Here is a 14375-nt window from a genome sequence, read left to right as displayed (position 1 = left end):
CCCGCCCCCCGCATCGCCCGGCGAGCTGTTCGCCCAGGAATGACACTGAAAGACGAGGAACAATGAAGACCCAACCCCCACCCGCGACCAAGGTCCTGCGGCGCGCGGCGGTCGCAGCGCTGGCGACCGCGCTGCTGGCCGGGACGGCCACCCCCGGGGCGGCCACCGCGGACAGCACCGTGACCGTGCCGGCCGGGCAGAACCGCCCGGAGCTGCAGCAGGCCATGCAGGCGTTCGTCGATGCCGGTTTCACCGGGGTGCAGCTGCGCGTGCACGATGAGCGCGGCGAGTGGACCGGCAGCGCCGGGGTGCGCAAGCTCGGCCAGGCCGCCAAGCCGCCCACGAACGGGCGGTTCTGGACGGGCAGCGTCATCAAGCCCTTCACCGCGACCCTGGTGCTGCAACTGGTGGCCGAGGGCAGGATCCGGCTGGACGACCCGGTGGCCGGCCATCTGCCCGCGTTCGGGCTGGACGAGCGGATCACGGTGCGGATGCTGCTGCAGCACACCAGCGGCCTGTTCAACTACACCGGCGACTTCGACCCCGACGGGACGTGGGTACCGGGCATCTCCGCCAACGGCGACGCCTGGCTGCCCGACCGCTTCCGCTCCTACCGGCCCGAAGAGCTGATCCGGCCGGCGCTGGCCAAGCCGCTACGGTTCGAGCCGGGCAGCGACCAGCAGTACACCAACACCAACTACACGCTGGCCCTGCTGCTGATCGAGAAGGTCACCGGCCGCCCCTACGCCGAGGAGCTGCGGCGGCGCATCCTGCGCCCGCTCGGGCTGAAGGGCACTTCCGTGCCAGGTGACCAGACGCAGCTGCCCGGCCCGCACGCCCACGGCTACTACCGCTACCAGGAAGCCGGCCGGGAGAAGGTGGTCGACATCAGCCGCCAGAACCTCTCCCTGCTGGCCGGCGCCGGTGACCTGATCTCCACCACCCAGGACCTGCACACGTTCGTCTCCGCGCTGAACGGCGGCAAGCTCCTGCCCAGCCGGCTGCTCGCCGAGATGCGCACGCCGCACCCCAAGATGGGCTACGGCCTCGGACTGTTCGTCGAGGACCTGGGCCCGGGCTGCGGCACCGTCTACCAGCACGAGGGCAGCCCTCCGCACGGCTACGGGGCGCTGATGTACAGCTCGCCCGACGGCAGGACGACCGTCACCGGCTCGGTGACCTGGGTGGACGAAGCCACCAGGGGACCGGCGAAGGATTTTCAGAAGCTGGTGGACACGCTCGTCGAGGAAGTCTTCTGCGACGGGCAGGGCGGGCCGGCTCAGTAGACGCGGCCGAGCACCGACAGCGTGCGTGGCCTGACGGTCCACATACTGGGGCCGAGAGCGCTCGGTCCAGCATCGGTGCTCTCAGCTCGCTCGGCGGCGTTCGACGGCAACTTGTTGATCGTTTGAGTCACACGCTCCCTTTCAGGCAGGATGGGCTGTCAGCCGTCGATGGCCTGGTAGAGCGTGGTCCAGAAGTCGTGGATGGCTCGCGCCGAATCCGGGGTGGACTTGCCGGCCTGGGTGAGCAGGACGCCGACGAGCTGGTGGTGCGGGTCGGCGTAGACGGTGGTGCCGCTGCCGCCGTCCCAGCCGAACTGGCCGACGGGGGCGTGGTCGCCCCGGTAGGTGCGCACCGCCATGCCGAACCCCCAGCCGCCGTGCTGCCCCAGGCCATACCCTCGATGGACGGAGTCGCGGCCGAATGCCTCCCGGGCGGCCAGCTGCTCGGGCGGAAGCTGGTTGGTGGTCATCAGCTCGACGGCGGGCCGGGACAGGATGCGTTCGCCGTCGTGAATCCCGCCGCCCAGCAGCATCCGGAAGAAGGCGTGGTAGTCGTCGGCGGTGGAGTCGAGTCCGCCGCCGCCGGACTGGAACGCCGGGGGCGTGCTGTGGTGTCCCCCTTCGGCCGGGTCCTCCACGGTGAACTCCCCGGTCTGCCAGTCGGGGGAGTACAGCGGCGGCAGCCGGTCGATCTTGTCGGCGGGCACGTGGAAACCGGTGTCCTTCATGCCCAGCGGGTCGAAGATGCGCTCGCGCAGGAACTCCTCGAACGACTGACCGGTGACCCGGGCCACCAGCACGCCGAGCACGTCGTTGCTGATGTTGTAGATCCACCGCTCGCCGGGCTGGTGCATCGGCGGCAACGTACCGAGGCGGCGCATCCACTCGTCCGGGTCCGGCGCGGGCAGCAGCCAGCCGTCCTCCTGGCCGTAGACACCCCGCTCGAAGAGCGCGCCCATGATCGGGGTGCCCGGTGCGGTCATGTCCATGCCGAGCCCGCTGGTGGAGGTGAGCAGGTCCCGCACGCTGATCGGCCGCCGCGCCGGCACCGTGTCGTCCAGCGGTCCGTCGGGCCGAGTCCACGGCACCGCCCGTCGGCGACAGCAGCCACGGGCGCGACCCCCAGGCCGTCCAGGACCTCACCGAATCCTTCGCCACGCTCCTCGAACAGCAGGGCATGACCCGGATGGCCGCCAGGGTGCTGGCCTGCCTGTACATCACCGACTCCGGCACGCTCACCGCCGCCGAGCTGGTCCAGCGCCTGCACGTCAGCCCCGCGTCGATCTCGCACACCGTCGCCTTCCTCGAACAGCAGGGACTCATCAAGCGGGAACGAGTTCCTGGCGGGCGCCGCGACCCCGGCCGGCGCCCGCTTCGGCGTCGCCGCCGAGTTCCTGCTCCTCGTGAGCGAGACCCTCCGCCAAGTCATGGAGCAGTGGCAGCGAAACCAGTCCGATCGGAACGCCGAGCGCCAGCCGTGAGCTCGCGCGGCTTCCGGCGGGTGGGCCGCCTGGCCGATGTCCGGCAGCCCCGCTTCGGCGGTACTGACCAGTCTCCGATTTATACGTTTTCTTGACGCCTCAACCCCATCACCAGCCCTTTTGTCCTAGGTAGTGTGCGATGCGTCTTTACGGGGTCTTGGTGGAAGGGTGACCGTCATGGTGCTGGCGAAACGGCCGGCTCCCACGGAAGGAACGCTGCGTTCCTGGTTGTTGCAGGGGCTGCAGACCGACCGCAAGCAGATCGAGCACGGTCCCCACGTCAAGCACCCGTGGTGGCGGGTGATGTGCCTGACCGGCGTTGACTACTTCTCCACCCTCGGCTACCAGCCCGGCATCGCCGCGCTCGCGGCCGGGCTGCTCTCGCCGCTGGCCACGCTGTTCCTGGTGGCGCTGACGCTGCTCGGCGCGTTGCCGGTCTACCGGCGGGTGGCCGCCGAGAGCCCGTACGGGCAGGGCTCGATCGCGATGCTGGAGAAGCTGGCCCCGCAGTGGTGGGGCAAGTTCTTCGTGCTGGCGCTGCTCGGCTTCGCGGCCACCGACTTCGTGATCACCATGACGCTGTCGGCGGCCGACGCGACCGCGCACGTCCTGGAGAACCCGTTCGTGCCGGACTTCCTGCACGGGCAGCGGGTGCTGGTGACGCTGGTGCTGCTGGCGGCGCTCGGCGGGGTGTTCCTGCTGGGCTTCACCGAGGCGATCGGCATCGCGGTGCTGCTGGTGTTCGTCTATCTCGGGCTGAACGCCGTGGTCGTGGTCACCGCGATCGTGCACGTGATCGAGGCGCCACAGGTCGTGGTGGACTGGCAGCGGGCCTTGAGCCTGGACTTCTCCAGCCCGCTGGCGATGATCGGGCTGTCACTGCTGGTCATGCCGAAGCTGGCGCTGGGCATGTCCGGCTTCGAGACCGGCGTGGCGGTGATGCCCGTGGTCAAGGGCGACATCCCGGAACGGGTCAGGGGCACCCGGCGGCTGCTCACCACCGCCGCGCTGATCATGAGCGTGTTCCTCATCTGTTCCAGCTTCGTCACCACCGTGCTCATCCCGCACCACGAGTTCGAGGAGGGCGGCAAGGCGAGCGGGCGGGCGCTGGCGTACCTGGCGCACGACTATCTGGGCGACTGGTTCGGCACCGCCTACGACGTGTCCACCATCGCGATCCTGTGGTTCGCCGGGGCCTCGGCGATGGCAGGACTGATCAACCTGGTGCCGCGCTACCTGCCCCGCTACGGGATGGCGCCGGAATGGACGGGCGCGGTCCGGCCGCTGGTGCTGGTGTTCACCGTGATCGCGTTCGCCATCACGATCATCTTCGGCGCCGACGTGGAGGCCCAGGGCGGCGCGTACGCCACCGGTGTGCTCGTGCTCATGCTGTCGGCCGCCGTCGCGGTGACCCTGTCGGCGTACCGGAAACGCCAGCGCCCGGCCACGGCGGGGTTCGCCCCGATCACGGCGGTGCTGACGTACACGCTGGTCGACAACGTGATCGAGCGGCCGGACGGCGTGAAGATCGCCTCGTTCTTCATCGCCGCCATCATCGTCACCTCGCTGATCTCCCGCGCCACCCGATCCACCGAACTGCGCGTCACCGAGGTGCACCTCGACCCGCTGGCCGAACGGTTCGTCAACGACCTGTGCGGCGACGTACACGTGATCGCCAACGAGCCGCACTCCCGCGACCAGGCCGAATACACCGACAAGCTGCGCGAGACCTGGCTCAACCACCGGCTGCGCAGCTCCGAGCCCGTGCTGTTCGTCGAGGTCACGGTGCCGGACGCCTCCGAGTTCGAGACCGAGCTGCACGTCAGGGGCGAGGAACGGTACGCACACAAGATCCTCACCATCGAGAGCTCCGCCGTACCGAACACCCTGGCCGCGCTCCTGCTGCACCTGCGCGACCGTACCGGCTCGGTGCCGCACATCTACTTCCACTGGACGGAGGGCAACCCGGTCGTGGCCATGCTGCGTTACCTCGTCTTCGGGGGCGGTGACGTACCGCCGCTGACCCGGGAGGTGCTGCGTCAGGCCGAGCCTGAGCTGGAACGCCGCCCGCACGTCCACGTCGGATGAGTCAGAGGCGGGGGCGGCAGGTGAGGTACCCGGATCCGCTGCCTACGGCCGATCGCCGCGCTGGGCCGCGGGTCCTGAAAGAGGTGGCCGGTGCCGGCCCCGCAGTTCATGGTGGTCACTCCCAGGTGAACAAGAGAGAGCCGTCCGAGCTGGAAGGACAGGACATCATGACCATTGGAACCCAGCCCGTCGCCGGGTCGTTCAGAGGGGCGAGTGCTCGATTCCTGCAAGGCGGGAGATCACTGTGAGCTTCATGCGGCTGTCCGATGCCGACGGGGCGAGCGCCCCCTCCGTCACCACGGTCCTGGCCACACCGCGAACGCAGCCCGGTGGTGTACTGTCCGGCGAAGTGCGCCTGAAGGGCGGGGACGCCGGCGCCTCGATCGACCGGATCTGCCTCGGCCTCGTCACCTCGCCGTACGCGGCGTACGAAGTCGGCGGTCAACGCACGGTCGAGGAGTTCTCGCAGGCCCAGGTCTCCGGCCCTGCCGTCCTCCGGCCGGGCGAGGAGAAGGCGATCGCCTTTCAGGCCGCGATCCCCTGGGGGACTCCCATCAGCGAGATCGGCGGCCGGCATCTGGCAGGCATGGCACTGGGCGTGCGAACCGAAGTCGCGATGGCCACGATCGTGGGCAGGAGCGATCTCGACCTGGTCGCCGTCAAACCGGCGCCTTCACAGTCACGGGTACTACAGGCGTTCGCCCGACTCGGCTTCCCCTTCAAGTCCGCAGTCCTGCAGCCGAGCCGAGGAGAGGACCCGCATCACGGACCGCCGTTCCTCCAGAAGATCAAGTTTTATCCCCCCGGCCATCACACCGGAGTGGTGCACGAGGTCGAGGTGACGTTCGTGCCGAGTTCGTCTGAGTTCGTGGTGGAGCTGGACGCGGACCAGCCCACGGGCCACCGCGCCCGTGCCGGGCGCTTCCGGATGAGTCATGAGGAAGCCCTGCGTACCGACTGGCCGAGCGAGATCGACCGCTGGCTGGTGACCCGTCCAGGACGGGCCGGCAGATAGGCGCATCGCCAGGGCCGTGGCGGGTCACTACTGCGGCGTCTGCCGGCGGACGTCAAGCTGGCCGTGCCGCATCCGGCCTGCCAGGCGGATGCGCAACGTCTCCGGTGTGTTGTCGTCGGCGTCCATCGTCATGCCCGGCGCGAGGACCAGCTCCACGTTGCCACCGCTCACCCGTTTGCTGGTGATAAGTTTTCAGCTCGCGGAAGTTGGCGGTATGCCAGATTTCTTCACCGTGACAACGGTGCTGTGAGAATGAAAGGCAGGCTTGTTGAACGACGAGTTCCGGCTGGCTGTCGAAGAGCTGGCCGCGGAGTACAACCGTCAGGCTGCCCAGTTGCGCGAGGCCTACGGCAAGTTCTCGGAGATGACGGCGACCGCGGAGTCCGATGACCGGATGGTCACCGTGACCGTGGGCCCGCGCGGCCAGGTGCGGAACATCGAGTTCGACCCGCGGGTCTACCGCAGGCTCTCGCCGTCGGAGCTGTCACGGGCGATCATGGAGCAGATCGGCGCCGCCACCGGCGAGGTGGCCGAGCGGACCAAGGAGCTCATGCAACCGTTCATGCCGAAGGACCTGCCCTTCGAGGACCTCTATGGAGAGGGCGCAAGTTTCGAGTCGTTCCTGCCGCAGCCGGTGAAGCTGCCCTCCCCGGACCGGGACGCGCATGGCTAGCGGCAAGGAGAACGGGTACCAGGTCGCCTGGCAGAGCCTGCGGAAGGGGTCCGCGCGCGCCGATGACCGGCTCGACCTCGTGGAGGAACAGTACTCCCTCGTCAACGTGGCCTTCCTGACCGAGGGCAATCCTCTCGGAGACGACCAGTACGGAGCCGAGCTCGAGCGGAGACTGCCCAAGCTGGAGGACGACATCTACCGCGCCTTCGACGACTACCTCTACGAGCTGAGGTACATGCGTGACGGGCTGCAGGACAACGCGCGGACCTACGAGGACGCCGAGGACCCGTGGGGCGAACCGTACGTCGGGAGCGAGGAGTGGCCGGGCACGCCGGACGAGGGAGCACAGCCGGGCGTGGCCCCTCCGTCGCTGTCGGAGGAATGGTAGGCGCTCGTGGGCTTCGATGGCTTCCTGGTCCCTGACTGGGCCAAACCGTACGTGGGCTACGCCGTCGGGATGGACTGGCCCGAAGGCGACGAGGCCGGCTGCTTCCGGCTGGCCGACGCCTGCGCCAAGGCCGCGCGAGCCCTGAGCGACTTCTACGGCACGCCGAGCGTCCTGGGCGTCGACGACGGGACGATGGAGTGGGACGGCGACGCCCTGAGGGAGTTCGTCGACTACGTCGACACCGTGGCCGACCCCACTCTGGCGCGGCTCGTCAGGAAGCTCGTCGAAGGCGCGATCCAGCTCAACGACCTGGGCGTCCAGGTCGAGTACACCAAACGGATGATCGAGGTCTCCGTCTGGTTCCTGATCTTCCAGATCGGCTGGCTGCTCGCCATGGCCGTCGGCCCGTGGGGCGGGCTCTCCTTGGCCCTCATCGGCAGCCGGGTGCAGCTGACCCGGCTGGTCATCGCCCAGCTCGGCAAACGGCTCATGATCAACGTCGGTCTGTTCGGCGGCCTGCTGGCCGGCATGGACCTGGCCGTGCAGGCCTCCCAGTCCCGGCGCGACCACCTCGACTGGGACCAGATCATGGCCTCGGCCGGAACCGGCGCCCTGCTGGGCGGCTTCCTGACCGCCTTCACCGGGCTCGTGCCCGCCAGGTCCATGGCCGGGCTCATGTTCAGGTCGGGACTGGCCGCCGGAAGCACCGACCTGACCCTCCAGATCGCCGGTGACGAGCCCTTCGACCCGGAAAGGCTCCTCAAGAACTTCACCTCCGGCGTGCTCGGCGGCGCCGACGCCCACTGGGCGAGCTGGGCGCCCGGCGCGCACCACGCCAACGGCTCCGGCACCCCCAACGGCTCCGGCACCCCGAACGACGCCGGCACCCCGAACGTCTCGACCGCCACGACCGGCAACGGGCACGCCTACTCGGGCTACGTGGACGACCCCGGCTACGTCGGCAGCTCCAGCTACTCCAGCTACTCCAGCGGCGCTCATCACTCGTCGTTGCCACCCGAATTCACCACCCAGTCCTCCGCGTCCCCCGGTCACTCCACCCAGTACGCGGGCCCGTCCGCGGCCGTGACGAACCCGGTCCACTCGGGGGCGCCGGTCAAGGACGCCGGGGCCGGGCCGCAGCCCGTGGTCAACCACCTGCCACCGGACCCGCCGGCGCGGCCCGACGGTCACACGACCACGGCTGCGGGCCTCGGAGTCAAGCAGGATCTCAGCCCCGCCGGTCTCGACCGCAGCGTCGACTCGTTGATCAACAGACCGGCGGCGGGCGAGGGAGGGCTCTCCGCGAGCGCGAAACCGGAGGGCCTGGGGCCGTCCTCGCTCGGCGCGCAGGCTGCGCCGTTCACGGCGGCACACCAGGCGCCGTCCGGCGGGGCCTACCAAGGGGCGCCGCTGCCCGGCGTGAAGCCCTTCTTCGGCGAATCGCAGAGCCCGTTCCAGATTCTCGCCAACCCCGGCAAGTCGGGCGACGGTTACGTGGCGTCCGGCCTCTGGGGCAAGTACGGCGCCGCGGGCGTCCTCATCGAGGCCCTCGACAACGAGGGGCACCCTCGCTATCTGCTGATGCAGCAGAGCGAGTACGTCTCGAACGCCGGCAAGTGGCAGCTTCCCGGCGGCGCGCTCGACAGCCTGGAGACCCCCGTGCAGGGCGCGGCGCGCGAGATCAGCGAAGAGCTCGGCGTCGACCAGACCTACCTGAACAAGCTCAAGCTCAGCGGCGAGCTGCCGGTGGAGGTCGCGAACGGCTGGACGTACACCAACCTGGTCGCCAAGGGGGAGATGTTCGACCCGAAGCCGGACAGCTTCGAGACGAGCGCCGCGAAGTGGTTCACCCTCGACGAGATCGTCAACATGGCGAACGATCAGCAGTTGCATCCCGCCCTGGCAAAGGTCCTGCCCGACCTGCTGTCGCTGTTCCACCAGGACTCCCAGCCGCCTTCCGGGCCCGGCCCGGACGCGACCCCCAACCCGGTGCACCATGCCCCCGACGCGCAGACGGCCTCCCGGATCGCGCCGCCGGTGGATTTCGGCGCGGCGCCGAAGCCGGAGACCCCGCCGTTCGCCGGCCTCACGGCGGACGGGGTGAAGACGTTCTCCGACGGCACCATCCAGCGCTCCGGCTCGGGTCTGCTCTACACCGCGCCCGCTCCGCACGTGCCGCTGGACGCGCCCTTCGGCGCCCGCCTGGTCGGCATCACGTTCGGGGAGGGGGTGTGGGGTCCCGTGGTCGACAACATGACCCAGATGGAGAGACTGAGCGTCAAGCACTACTCCGGAGACGGATATCGCGAGATCAACGGCCACCTCCGATCGGATGGGGACGCGACCCCCGCGTCGTCGCGATCCTTCATGCAGGAGCGCATCGAGGCCATGAACCAGGCACTGAGCCGGCAGCCGGTACCTGAGACGATCGACGTGTTCCGGGCCGTGGACCTGACCCGCGAGCTCTTCACCGTGCCTGTGGAGGAGCTGCCGGGCACCGTGCAGCGGGACCCGGCCTTCCTGTCGACGAGCATCGGCAGGGACCCGTACTGGCGAAAGGAGGTCATCCTGCATCTGCGGGTGCCCGAGAACACCCCCGCCCTCTACCTGGGCCCGATCAGTGAGCATCCGAAGGAGCGGGAGCTGCTGCTGGGCAGCGGTCGGTCATGGTACGTGGAGGACGTGCAGAGGAAGAACGGCAGGTGGCACGTGTTCGGCTGGATCCTGCCCGAGGGGTCGGAGTGACGAAGGGGAGACAGCGGTGTCTTTGAAGGACGACCCCCAGTTCCAGACTGTGCGGATGCCGGAGAGCTATCCGAGGACGACATCCTCCGCCGTCCGTTATGTCCCTGTCGTCCTGCGCGAGACCGTCGTCGGCTACCTGTGGGCCGCCGTCACCGACGACGCGGCCGGATACCTCCGCCGGGAGGACGGCGGCGACGACGCCGTCAACTCCTCCATCGGCTGGATCCAGCGCCTGCGCTGGGCGAAGGCGAACGGCCTGACGCCGTTGGAGGCGCTGCGGCACTGGGCGGGCCAGCAGGAGGACGACCGGGCGGGCAAGGTGCCCGCGGGCGTGGAGTTCGAGCTGCCCGCGCTCCCGGAGCTGGAGAGACTGGCCGCCGCGTAGGACGGCCACGGCCGTCCGGCGGCTACCGGGGCTGCTGGGGCTGCCGGGGCTTCGGATCGGGCCAGAGCCAGCGGGTGGCGAGGAGCGCGGCCAGGCCTCCGGCGATGTTCATGGCCATCCAGGCCGCACTCGCTGAGCGGTCGGGCCTTGAACAGGCGGCGGCCCAGGGCGATGCCGATGAGGTGGGCGCCGTGGTGATGGTTGGCTCGGATCGTGGCGGCGGGTCAGGCGTCTGCGCTGGTCAGCACGACCGCCGCGCCGTAGGAGCCCGCCAGCAGGGTGTTGACCCCGATTCACCGTGCGAGCGGGACAGGCCTGCCAAGCCGAGGAGGCTACCGCCGGTGGCGTCGACGAACGTCCCGGTGATCCAGCGCGCTTGATCGGTGGCGAGGAAGACCACCACGTCGGCGGTCTCCTGAGCGGCCTGCTTGCTGCGCGCGTGGTGCACGGCGACCAGGGCTCCCTCGCGGGCCAGGCCGGCTGCCACAGCGCGGCCGATGCCCCGGCTGGAGCCGGCGACGAGAGCGGTCTTGCCGCTGAGCTTCTTCATGATGGTGTCCCTTCGGAGTCCCGATCGAACCGGTGGTGCGCACGACGGCGGGAAGCGCCCGCGTTGGGCGGAGCTCCGCCGTGTGGACTGTCAGTTGGGCATCGGGGTGAGGATTTGGTGGGCAGTGCGGTGGATGCTCTTCCAGTGCCCGTGGCTGAGCGTTTCAGGGAGGGGCCGAGCGCGCTGATCACCGCGTCCGTGCCCTGGACGGACTGCCGGACGGCGGCGGTATCGGAGAGCTGCCCGGCGATGACGTTCAGGTTCGGGTGGGTGAGGGTGAGCTTGGCCGGGCTGCGGACCAGCGCGGTGACCTGGTGGCCGGCGTCCAGGAGCTGCTGGACGAGCAGGCGGCCGATGCCGCCGGTCGCGCCGAAGACGGTGACACGCATCAGATGGGTGGCTCCTCGCGGCAGAAGCAGAGCGGGGTCAGAAGCTGTAGGGGCCGAAGCGGCCCCAGGCGACGAACGCGGCCAGCAGGAACAGGACCGCGTTGAAGGCGATCGCGGCGGGCTCCTTGCGGCGGGCGTGGGTGAGCGCGGCCAGGACCATCACCACGGCCAGGCCGGTCGCGGCCAGCGGGGTCAGGATCGGGGCGATACCGGTGGCCGCGGGCAGGATCAGCCCGAGCGCGGCAGCGAACTCGGCGATGCCGATGAGGCGGACGGTGCCGGCGGAGAAGTCCTCCACCCACGGCAGCCGGGGGACGAGCTTGTCCTTGGGCTGGGTGGACTTCATCACTCCGGCCATGCCGAACATGGCGGCCAGCACGGCCTGCACGATCCACAGGACGACGTTCATCGCGGAATCTCCTTGACGGTAGGGGGTGAGAGGGAGCCCGGCGCGCGGTGCTCCCGCCTGGCGGGGTGCGGTCGGCCGCCTCAGCCGTTGAAGACGAGCTCGGGCTGGTCGCGGCGCTCGTACAACTCCCAGTACAGAGGGGCGATCTGCTCGGGCGTGGCCGCGGGGATGCCTTCGGGGCCGCCCTCACCGATCCAGGTGCCGATCGCCACGTGCGCGGCGTACACGCCGCTGCCGGCCAGCTCGTTGTGCAGGTTGAGCACCCAGTTGCGCAGCGCCGCGGCGGCGGCGTTGACGTTGCCGAGCATCGGGATCGGGTGCACCGAGCCGCCGCCGGTGGTGAACAGCAGCGTCCCGGCGCCGGCCTGCCGCATGGCGGGCAGCACCGCGCGGGCGGCAGTCAGCGCGCCGTAGACGTTGTACTCGATCTGCGGCTGCAGATTGTCCACCGTGACCTCGCTGGGGACGGCCATGGTGAGGCCGGGCACCGGAGAGTGCGGCGCCGGGGAGTACTCCAGCACGTCGATGCCGCCGAAGCGGTCGGCCGCCGCGTCGAGGGCGGCGGCCAGGGCGGGGCGGTCCAGCACGTCGGCGGGGAACGCGGCGGCGTTGACGCCGTCTGCTTCGAGCTGGCCGACCAGGGTCTCCAGCTTGTCCTTGGTGCGGGCGATGAGGGCGACGTCGAAGCCGCGGCTGCCGAAGGTGCGGGCGATGGCCAGGCCCATGCCGGGGCCGGCGCCGACGATGGCGATGGAGGGCACGATCAGATCACTTCCGTGGAGGGGAGGGACGGGATTATCAGGAGCAGGTGACGGCGAGCTTGCCGAGCGCGCCCGCGCCGAACGAGGCGAACGCCTCCGGGGCCCGCTCCAGCGGATAGGCGCCGGTGACCGGGACGCGCGGCGCGCCGGCGGCGGCTGGGCGGTCAGGGGCTGCGCATCGGTGTCGGCCATGATCGTGGCACAAGCTGCACCCTTCGAAGTGGAACGGGTTACCCGTTTTGTGCTGCCCAGCGTAGCAACAGAAATGGGTAGGTTGTTCCACTTGGGTGGAGTGGACGGCATGGATCTTCCCGCCGACGCTCGCGAGCCTTCCGGCGCGCAGCCCGGACCGGGGCTGCGCGCCGACGCCGAACGCAACCGCGAACGCATCGTGGCCGCCGCCCGCCGCCTGTTCGCCAGCCACGGCCTCGGCGTCTCCATGGCCTGCATCGCCCGCGAGGCAGGCGTCGGCAAGGCCACCCTGTCGCGGGCGATCCGGTCTCGGTGATGGCGGGCGCCGCGGCACAGTCGGCAGCGCTCTGCGGACGCAGATCGCGCACCGATGAGGTTGCCGCGCCGCCACCGTCTGTACGAGTGAGATCGACTCGCAGGGGGCTGGCACGATGCGGACACTGATCTTCGGCATGAACATGACCCTGGACGGCTACATCGCCGCGCCCGGCGACGACCTCGGCTGGAGCGGAGGGGACGGACCGGACTCATCGCCGATCGACAAGGTCGACTGGAACACCCGCCTGATCACCGGCGACGCGGTCGCCGAGATCACCCGGCTCAAGGCCGAGGACCCCTGGTCGAGACGCGGACCTTTCCCGGCGGCGTGATGATGACCCGATACGAGAGGAGGCGACGAGCACGGGCCACATGCTCGGCTCGTCACGCCAGGCCGAAATTCTTCCTGGCGTGCTCACCGTGACCCTCGGCGAGCGTTTCGAGTGAGCTGTTGACCGACTCGCTGCAGATGAAGCCAACGGTGACGCCTGCCCGTGCGCTGGACTCGTCGACGATGCGGGCTTGTCCGATCACAGCGTCGCGGGCAGGCTCAGCCATGGTTTGTCGGTGGCGTCGAATCCGGTGAGCTCGGTGATCTTCCCGTCGACGATGTGCAGGACCGCGATGGTGAACAAACGGTATTCCGGGTCGCCGGGGCCGCGGAGGTACAGCGCGGCGGCAGGCATGCGGTTGACCGTCGTGGCGATGCAGCGCCAGTCGTCGTAGCCGCGCCGGAAGAGCCCACTGGAGACCCAGCCGTCCACCGCGTCCTCGGCCGTGACGACCAAGGCGCCAGGATCGGGCAGCATCGTGAAACGCAGGTCGTCGCGCAGCAGGGCCATCAGCCCGTCGAGGTCGTTGCGCTCATGGGCGTCCATGTACGACTTCACCACGCTGCGCTCGTCATCCGACAGCTCCTGCGTGGCGGGGCTCCGCCAGTCGAGGCGGCGGTCGGGCAGCTGCTCGCGCATCGTCACGCGCGCCCGCTGCAGCGCGCTGGTCACCGACGCGACGGTCAGCTCGAGGGCGCTGGCGACCTTCGACGCCGGCCAGCCGAGGACGTCGCGCAAGATGAACACCGCCCGCTGTCGCGGCGGCAGATGCTGCACGGCGACGATGAACGCCAGCTCGATCGTCTCCCGCGCCACCACCGATTCCTGCGGGTCCTCCGGGAGCATCCGGTCCGGGTAGGGCTGCAGGTAGTGCACTTCCGAGCCCCCGCCCGGCAGCCCGGCAGGCACGGGTGTGCGGTCGTTGCGCTTCTCCAGGAAGTCGAGGCAGGCGTTCGTCGCGATCCGGTACAGCCAGGTCCGCAGCGCAGCGTGGCCCTTGAACGACTCCCGCTTGTTCCACGCCCGCAGGAACGTCTCCTGCGTCATGTCTTGGGCGTCCTCGTAGTTGGCGAGCATCCGGTAGCAGTGCACCTGCAGCTCACGCCGGTGGCGCTCCGTGATGAGCGCGAACCGCGCCGTGTCGCCTGAGCGGGCCGCCGCGATGAACGTGGTCTCGTCGGCGCCCAGCAGTCTGGCGTCGGTCATGGTCATCAATCCTTCCACCGGTGCGAGAGGGCCAACAGAACTGACGGCGTGGCGGAGGATTTCTGATCGGTGAAGCCGCTGACACCGGGCCGTTCGCCAGGCCGGATGGGCCGGGGTCGATCCAGGGTACGTGCTCGGGGCCGGGCACACCCTCGAT

The 14375-nt window shown here is 69.8% G+C and carries 19 protein-coding genes; 10 read left to right on the top strand and 9 right to left on the bottom strand.

The window, feature by feature from the left end:
• Positions 1 to 62 precede the first annotated feature (62 nt).
• Positions 63 to 1286 (top strand): serine hydrolase domain-containing protein, encoded by a 1224-nt coding sequence (locus ACBJ32_RS48390; RefSeq protein WP_375132645.1) that lies wholly within the window; start codon positions 63 to 65, stop codon positions 1284 to 1286.
• Between the two features lie 158 nt (positions 1287 to 1444).
• Here ACBJ32_RS48390 and ACBJ32_RS48385 read toward each other — a convergent pair whose 3' ends face one another.
• Positions 1445 to 2374, bottom strand: a complete 930-nt coding sequence (locus tag ACBJ32_RS48385) for a serine hydrolase domain-containing protein (RefSeq protein WP_375132644.1) — start codon at positions 2372 to 2374, stop codon at positions 1445 to 1447.
• 89 nt (positions 2375 to 2463) lie between these two features.
• On the opposite strand from ACBJ32_RS48385, the gene ACBJ32_RS48380 reads away from it, so the two are divergent.
• The 3 genes from ACBJ32_RS48380 to ACBJ32_RS48370 all read left to right on the top strand — a co-directional run bounded on the left by ACBJ32_RS48380 (position 2464) and on the right by ACBJ32_RS48370 (position 5870).
• The gene (locus ACBJ32_RS48380) at positions 2464 to 2862 is read left to right on the top strand and encodes a MarR family transcriptional regulator (protein ID WP_375132643.1); all 399 of its coding nucleotides are present in this window, start codon (positions 2464 to 2466) and stop codon (positions 2860 to 2862) included.
• Positions 2863 to 2944: 82 nt separating this feature from the next.
• Entirely contained in the window at positions 2945 to 4855 is a 1911-nt protein-coding gene (locus tag ACBJ32_RS48375; RefSeq protein ID WP_375132642.1) for an amino acid transporter, read from the top strand.
• Positions 4856 to 5108: 253 nt separating this feature from the next.
• On the top strand, positions 5109 to 5870 hold the full coding sequence (locus tag ACBJ32_RS48370; RefSeq protein WP_375132641.1) for a sporulation protein: 762 nt from the start codon (positions 5109 to 5111) through the stop codon (positions 5868 to 5870).
• A 27-nt stretch (positions 5871 to 5897) separates the two neighbouring features.
• Here ACBJ32_RS48370 and ACBJ32_RS48365 read toward each other — a convergent pair whose 3' ends face one another.
• Complete coding sequence (locus tag ACBJ32_RS48365) at positions 5898 to 6041, bottom strand: hypothetical protein (RefSeq protein WP_375132640.1); 144 nt, start codon at positions 6039 to 6041, stop codon at positions 5898 to 5900.
• A gap of 97 nt (positions 6042 to 6138) precedes the next feature.
• Between ACBJ32_RS48365 and ACBJ32_RS48360 the strand changes: the two genes are divergently transcribed.
• Genes ACBJ32_RS48360 through ACBJ32_RS48345 form a run of 4 tightly spaced genes read left to right on the top strand, consistent with a single transcriptional unit; the run spans position 6139 to position 10061 of the window.
• Complete coding sequence (locus ACBJ32_RS48360; protein WP_375132639.1) at positions 6139 to 6543, top strand: YbaB/EbfC family nucleoid-associated protein; 405 nt, start codon at positions 6139 to 6141, stop codon at positions 6541 to 6543.
• Positions 6536 to 6931, top strand: a complete 396-nt coding sequence (locus ACBJ32_RS48355) for a hypothetical protein (RefSeq protein WP_375132638.1) — start codon at positions 6536 to 6538, stop codon at positions 6929 to 6931. Before ACBJ32_RS48360 ends, ACBJ32_RS48355 begins: the two co-directional genes overlap by 8 nt.
• Before the next feature lie 6 nt (positions 6932 to 6937).
• Positions 6938 to 9676: an ADP-ribosyltransferase gene (locus ACBJ32_RS48350; RefSeq protein ID WP_375132637.1), complete on the top strand. Its 2739-nt coding sequence runs from the start codon at positions 6938 to 6940 to the stop codon at positions 9674 to 9676.
• A 16-nt stretch (positions 9677 to 9692) separates the two neighbouring features.
• Positions 9693 to 10061 carry a hypothetical protein gene (locus tag ACBJ32_RS48345; protein WP_375132636.1) on the top strand — a complete coding sequence of 123 codons (369 nt, stop codon included), beginning with the start codon at positions 9693 to 9695 and terminating at the stop codon, positions 10059 to 10061.
• A 241-nt stretch (positions 10062 to 10302) separates the two neighbouring features.
• Here ACBJ32_RS48345 and ACBJ32_RS48340 read toward each other — a convergent pair whose 3' ends face one another.
• The 5 genes from ACBJ32_RS48340 to ACBJ32_RS48320 form a co-directional block, all read right to left on the bottom strand.
• Entirely contained in the window at positions 10303 to 10611 is a 309-nt protein-coding gene (locus tag ACBJ32_RS48340) for an SDR family NAD(P)-dependent oxidoreductase (RefSeq protein WP_375132635.1), read from the bottom strand.
• On the bottom strand, positions 10608 to 11000 hold the full coding sequence (locus tag ACBJ32_RS48335) for an NAD(P)-dependent oxidoreductase (RefSeq protein WP_375132634.1): 393 nt from the start codon (positions 10998 to 11000) through the stop codon (positions 10608 to 10610). The genes ACBJ32_RS48340 and ACBJ32_RS48335 overlap by 4 nt, the downstream gene beginning before the upstream one ends.
• A 37-nt stretch (positions 11001 to 11037) precedes the next feature.
• Positions 11038 to 11409, bottom strand: coding sequence for a DoxX family protein (locus ACBJ32_RS48330; protein ID WP_375132633.1), 372 nt, complete (start codon positions 11407 to 11409; stop codon positions 11038 to 11040).
• An 80-nt stretch (positions 11410 to 11489) separates the two neighbouring features.
• Positions 11490 to 12170, bottom strand: a complete 681-nt coding sequence (locus ACBJ32_RS48325; protein WP_375132632.1) for an SDR family NAD(P)-dependent oxidoreductase — start codon at positions 12168 to 12170, stop codon at positions 11490 to 11492.
• A gap of 37 nt (positions 12171 to 12207) precedes the next feature.
• Positions 12208 to 12375, bottom strand: a complete 168-nt coding sequence (locus tag ACBJ32_RS48320) for a hypothetical protein (protein WP_375132631.1) — start codon at positions 12373 to 12375, stop codon at positions 12208 to 12210.
• A 96-nt stretch (positions 12376 to 12471) separates the two neighbouring features.
• On the opposite strand from ACBJ32_RS48320, the gene ACBJ32_RS48315 reads away from it, so the two are divergent.
• Together ACBJ32_RS48315 and ACBJ32_RS48310 are read left to right on the top strand one after the other, a co-directional pair.
• Positions 12472 to 12678, top strand: a complete 207-nt coding sequence (locus ACBJ32_RS48315; protein WP_375132630.1) for a helix-turn-helix domain-containing protein — start codon at positions 12472 to 12474, stop codon at positions 12676 to 12678.
• Positions 12679 to 12793: 115 nt separating this feature from the next.
• A complete protein-coding gene (locus ACBJ32_RS48310; protein ID WP_375132629.1) occupies positions 12794 to 13012 on the top strand; it encodes a hypothetical protein in 219 nt (72 codons plus the stop codon).
• A gap of 52 nt (positions 13013 to 13064) precedes the next feature.
• On the opposite strand, the gene ACBJ32_RS48305 is transcribed toward ACBJ32_RS48310, so the two are convergent.
• Positions 13065 to 13238: a hypothetical protein gene (locus tag ACBJ32_RS48305; RefSeq protein ID WP_375132628.1), complete on the bottom strand. Its 174-nt coding sequence runs from the start codon at positions 13236 to 13238 to the stop codon at positions 13065 to 13067.
• Positions 13211 to 14218 (bottom strand): RNA polymerase subunit sigma-70, encoded by a 1008-nt coding sequence (locus ACBJ32_RS48300; protein ID WP_375132771.1) that lies wholly within the window; start codon positions 14216 to 14218, stop codon positions 13211 to 13213. The genes ACBJ32_RS48305 and ACBJ32_RS48300 overlap by 28 nt, the downstream gene beginning before the upstream one ends.
• Positions 14219 to 14375 lie beyond the last annotated feature (157 nt).

Origin of the sequence: Nonomuraea sp. GTA35, assembly GCF_041950525.1 — a bacterium.
GTDB lineage: Bacteria > Actinomycetota > Actinomycetes > Streptosporangiales > Streptosporangiaceae > Nonomuraea.
This window is presented reverse-complemented; position numbering and strand designations above follow the sequence as displayed.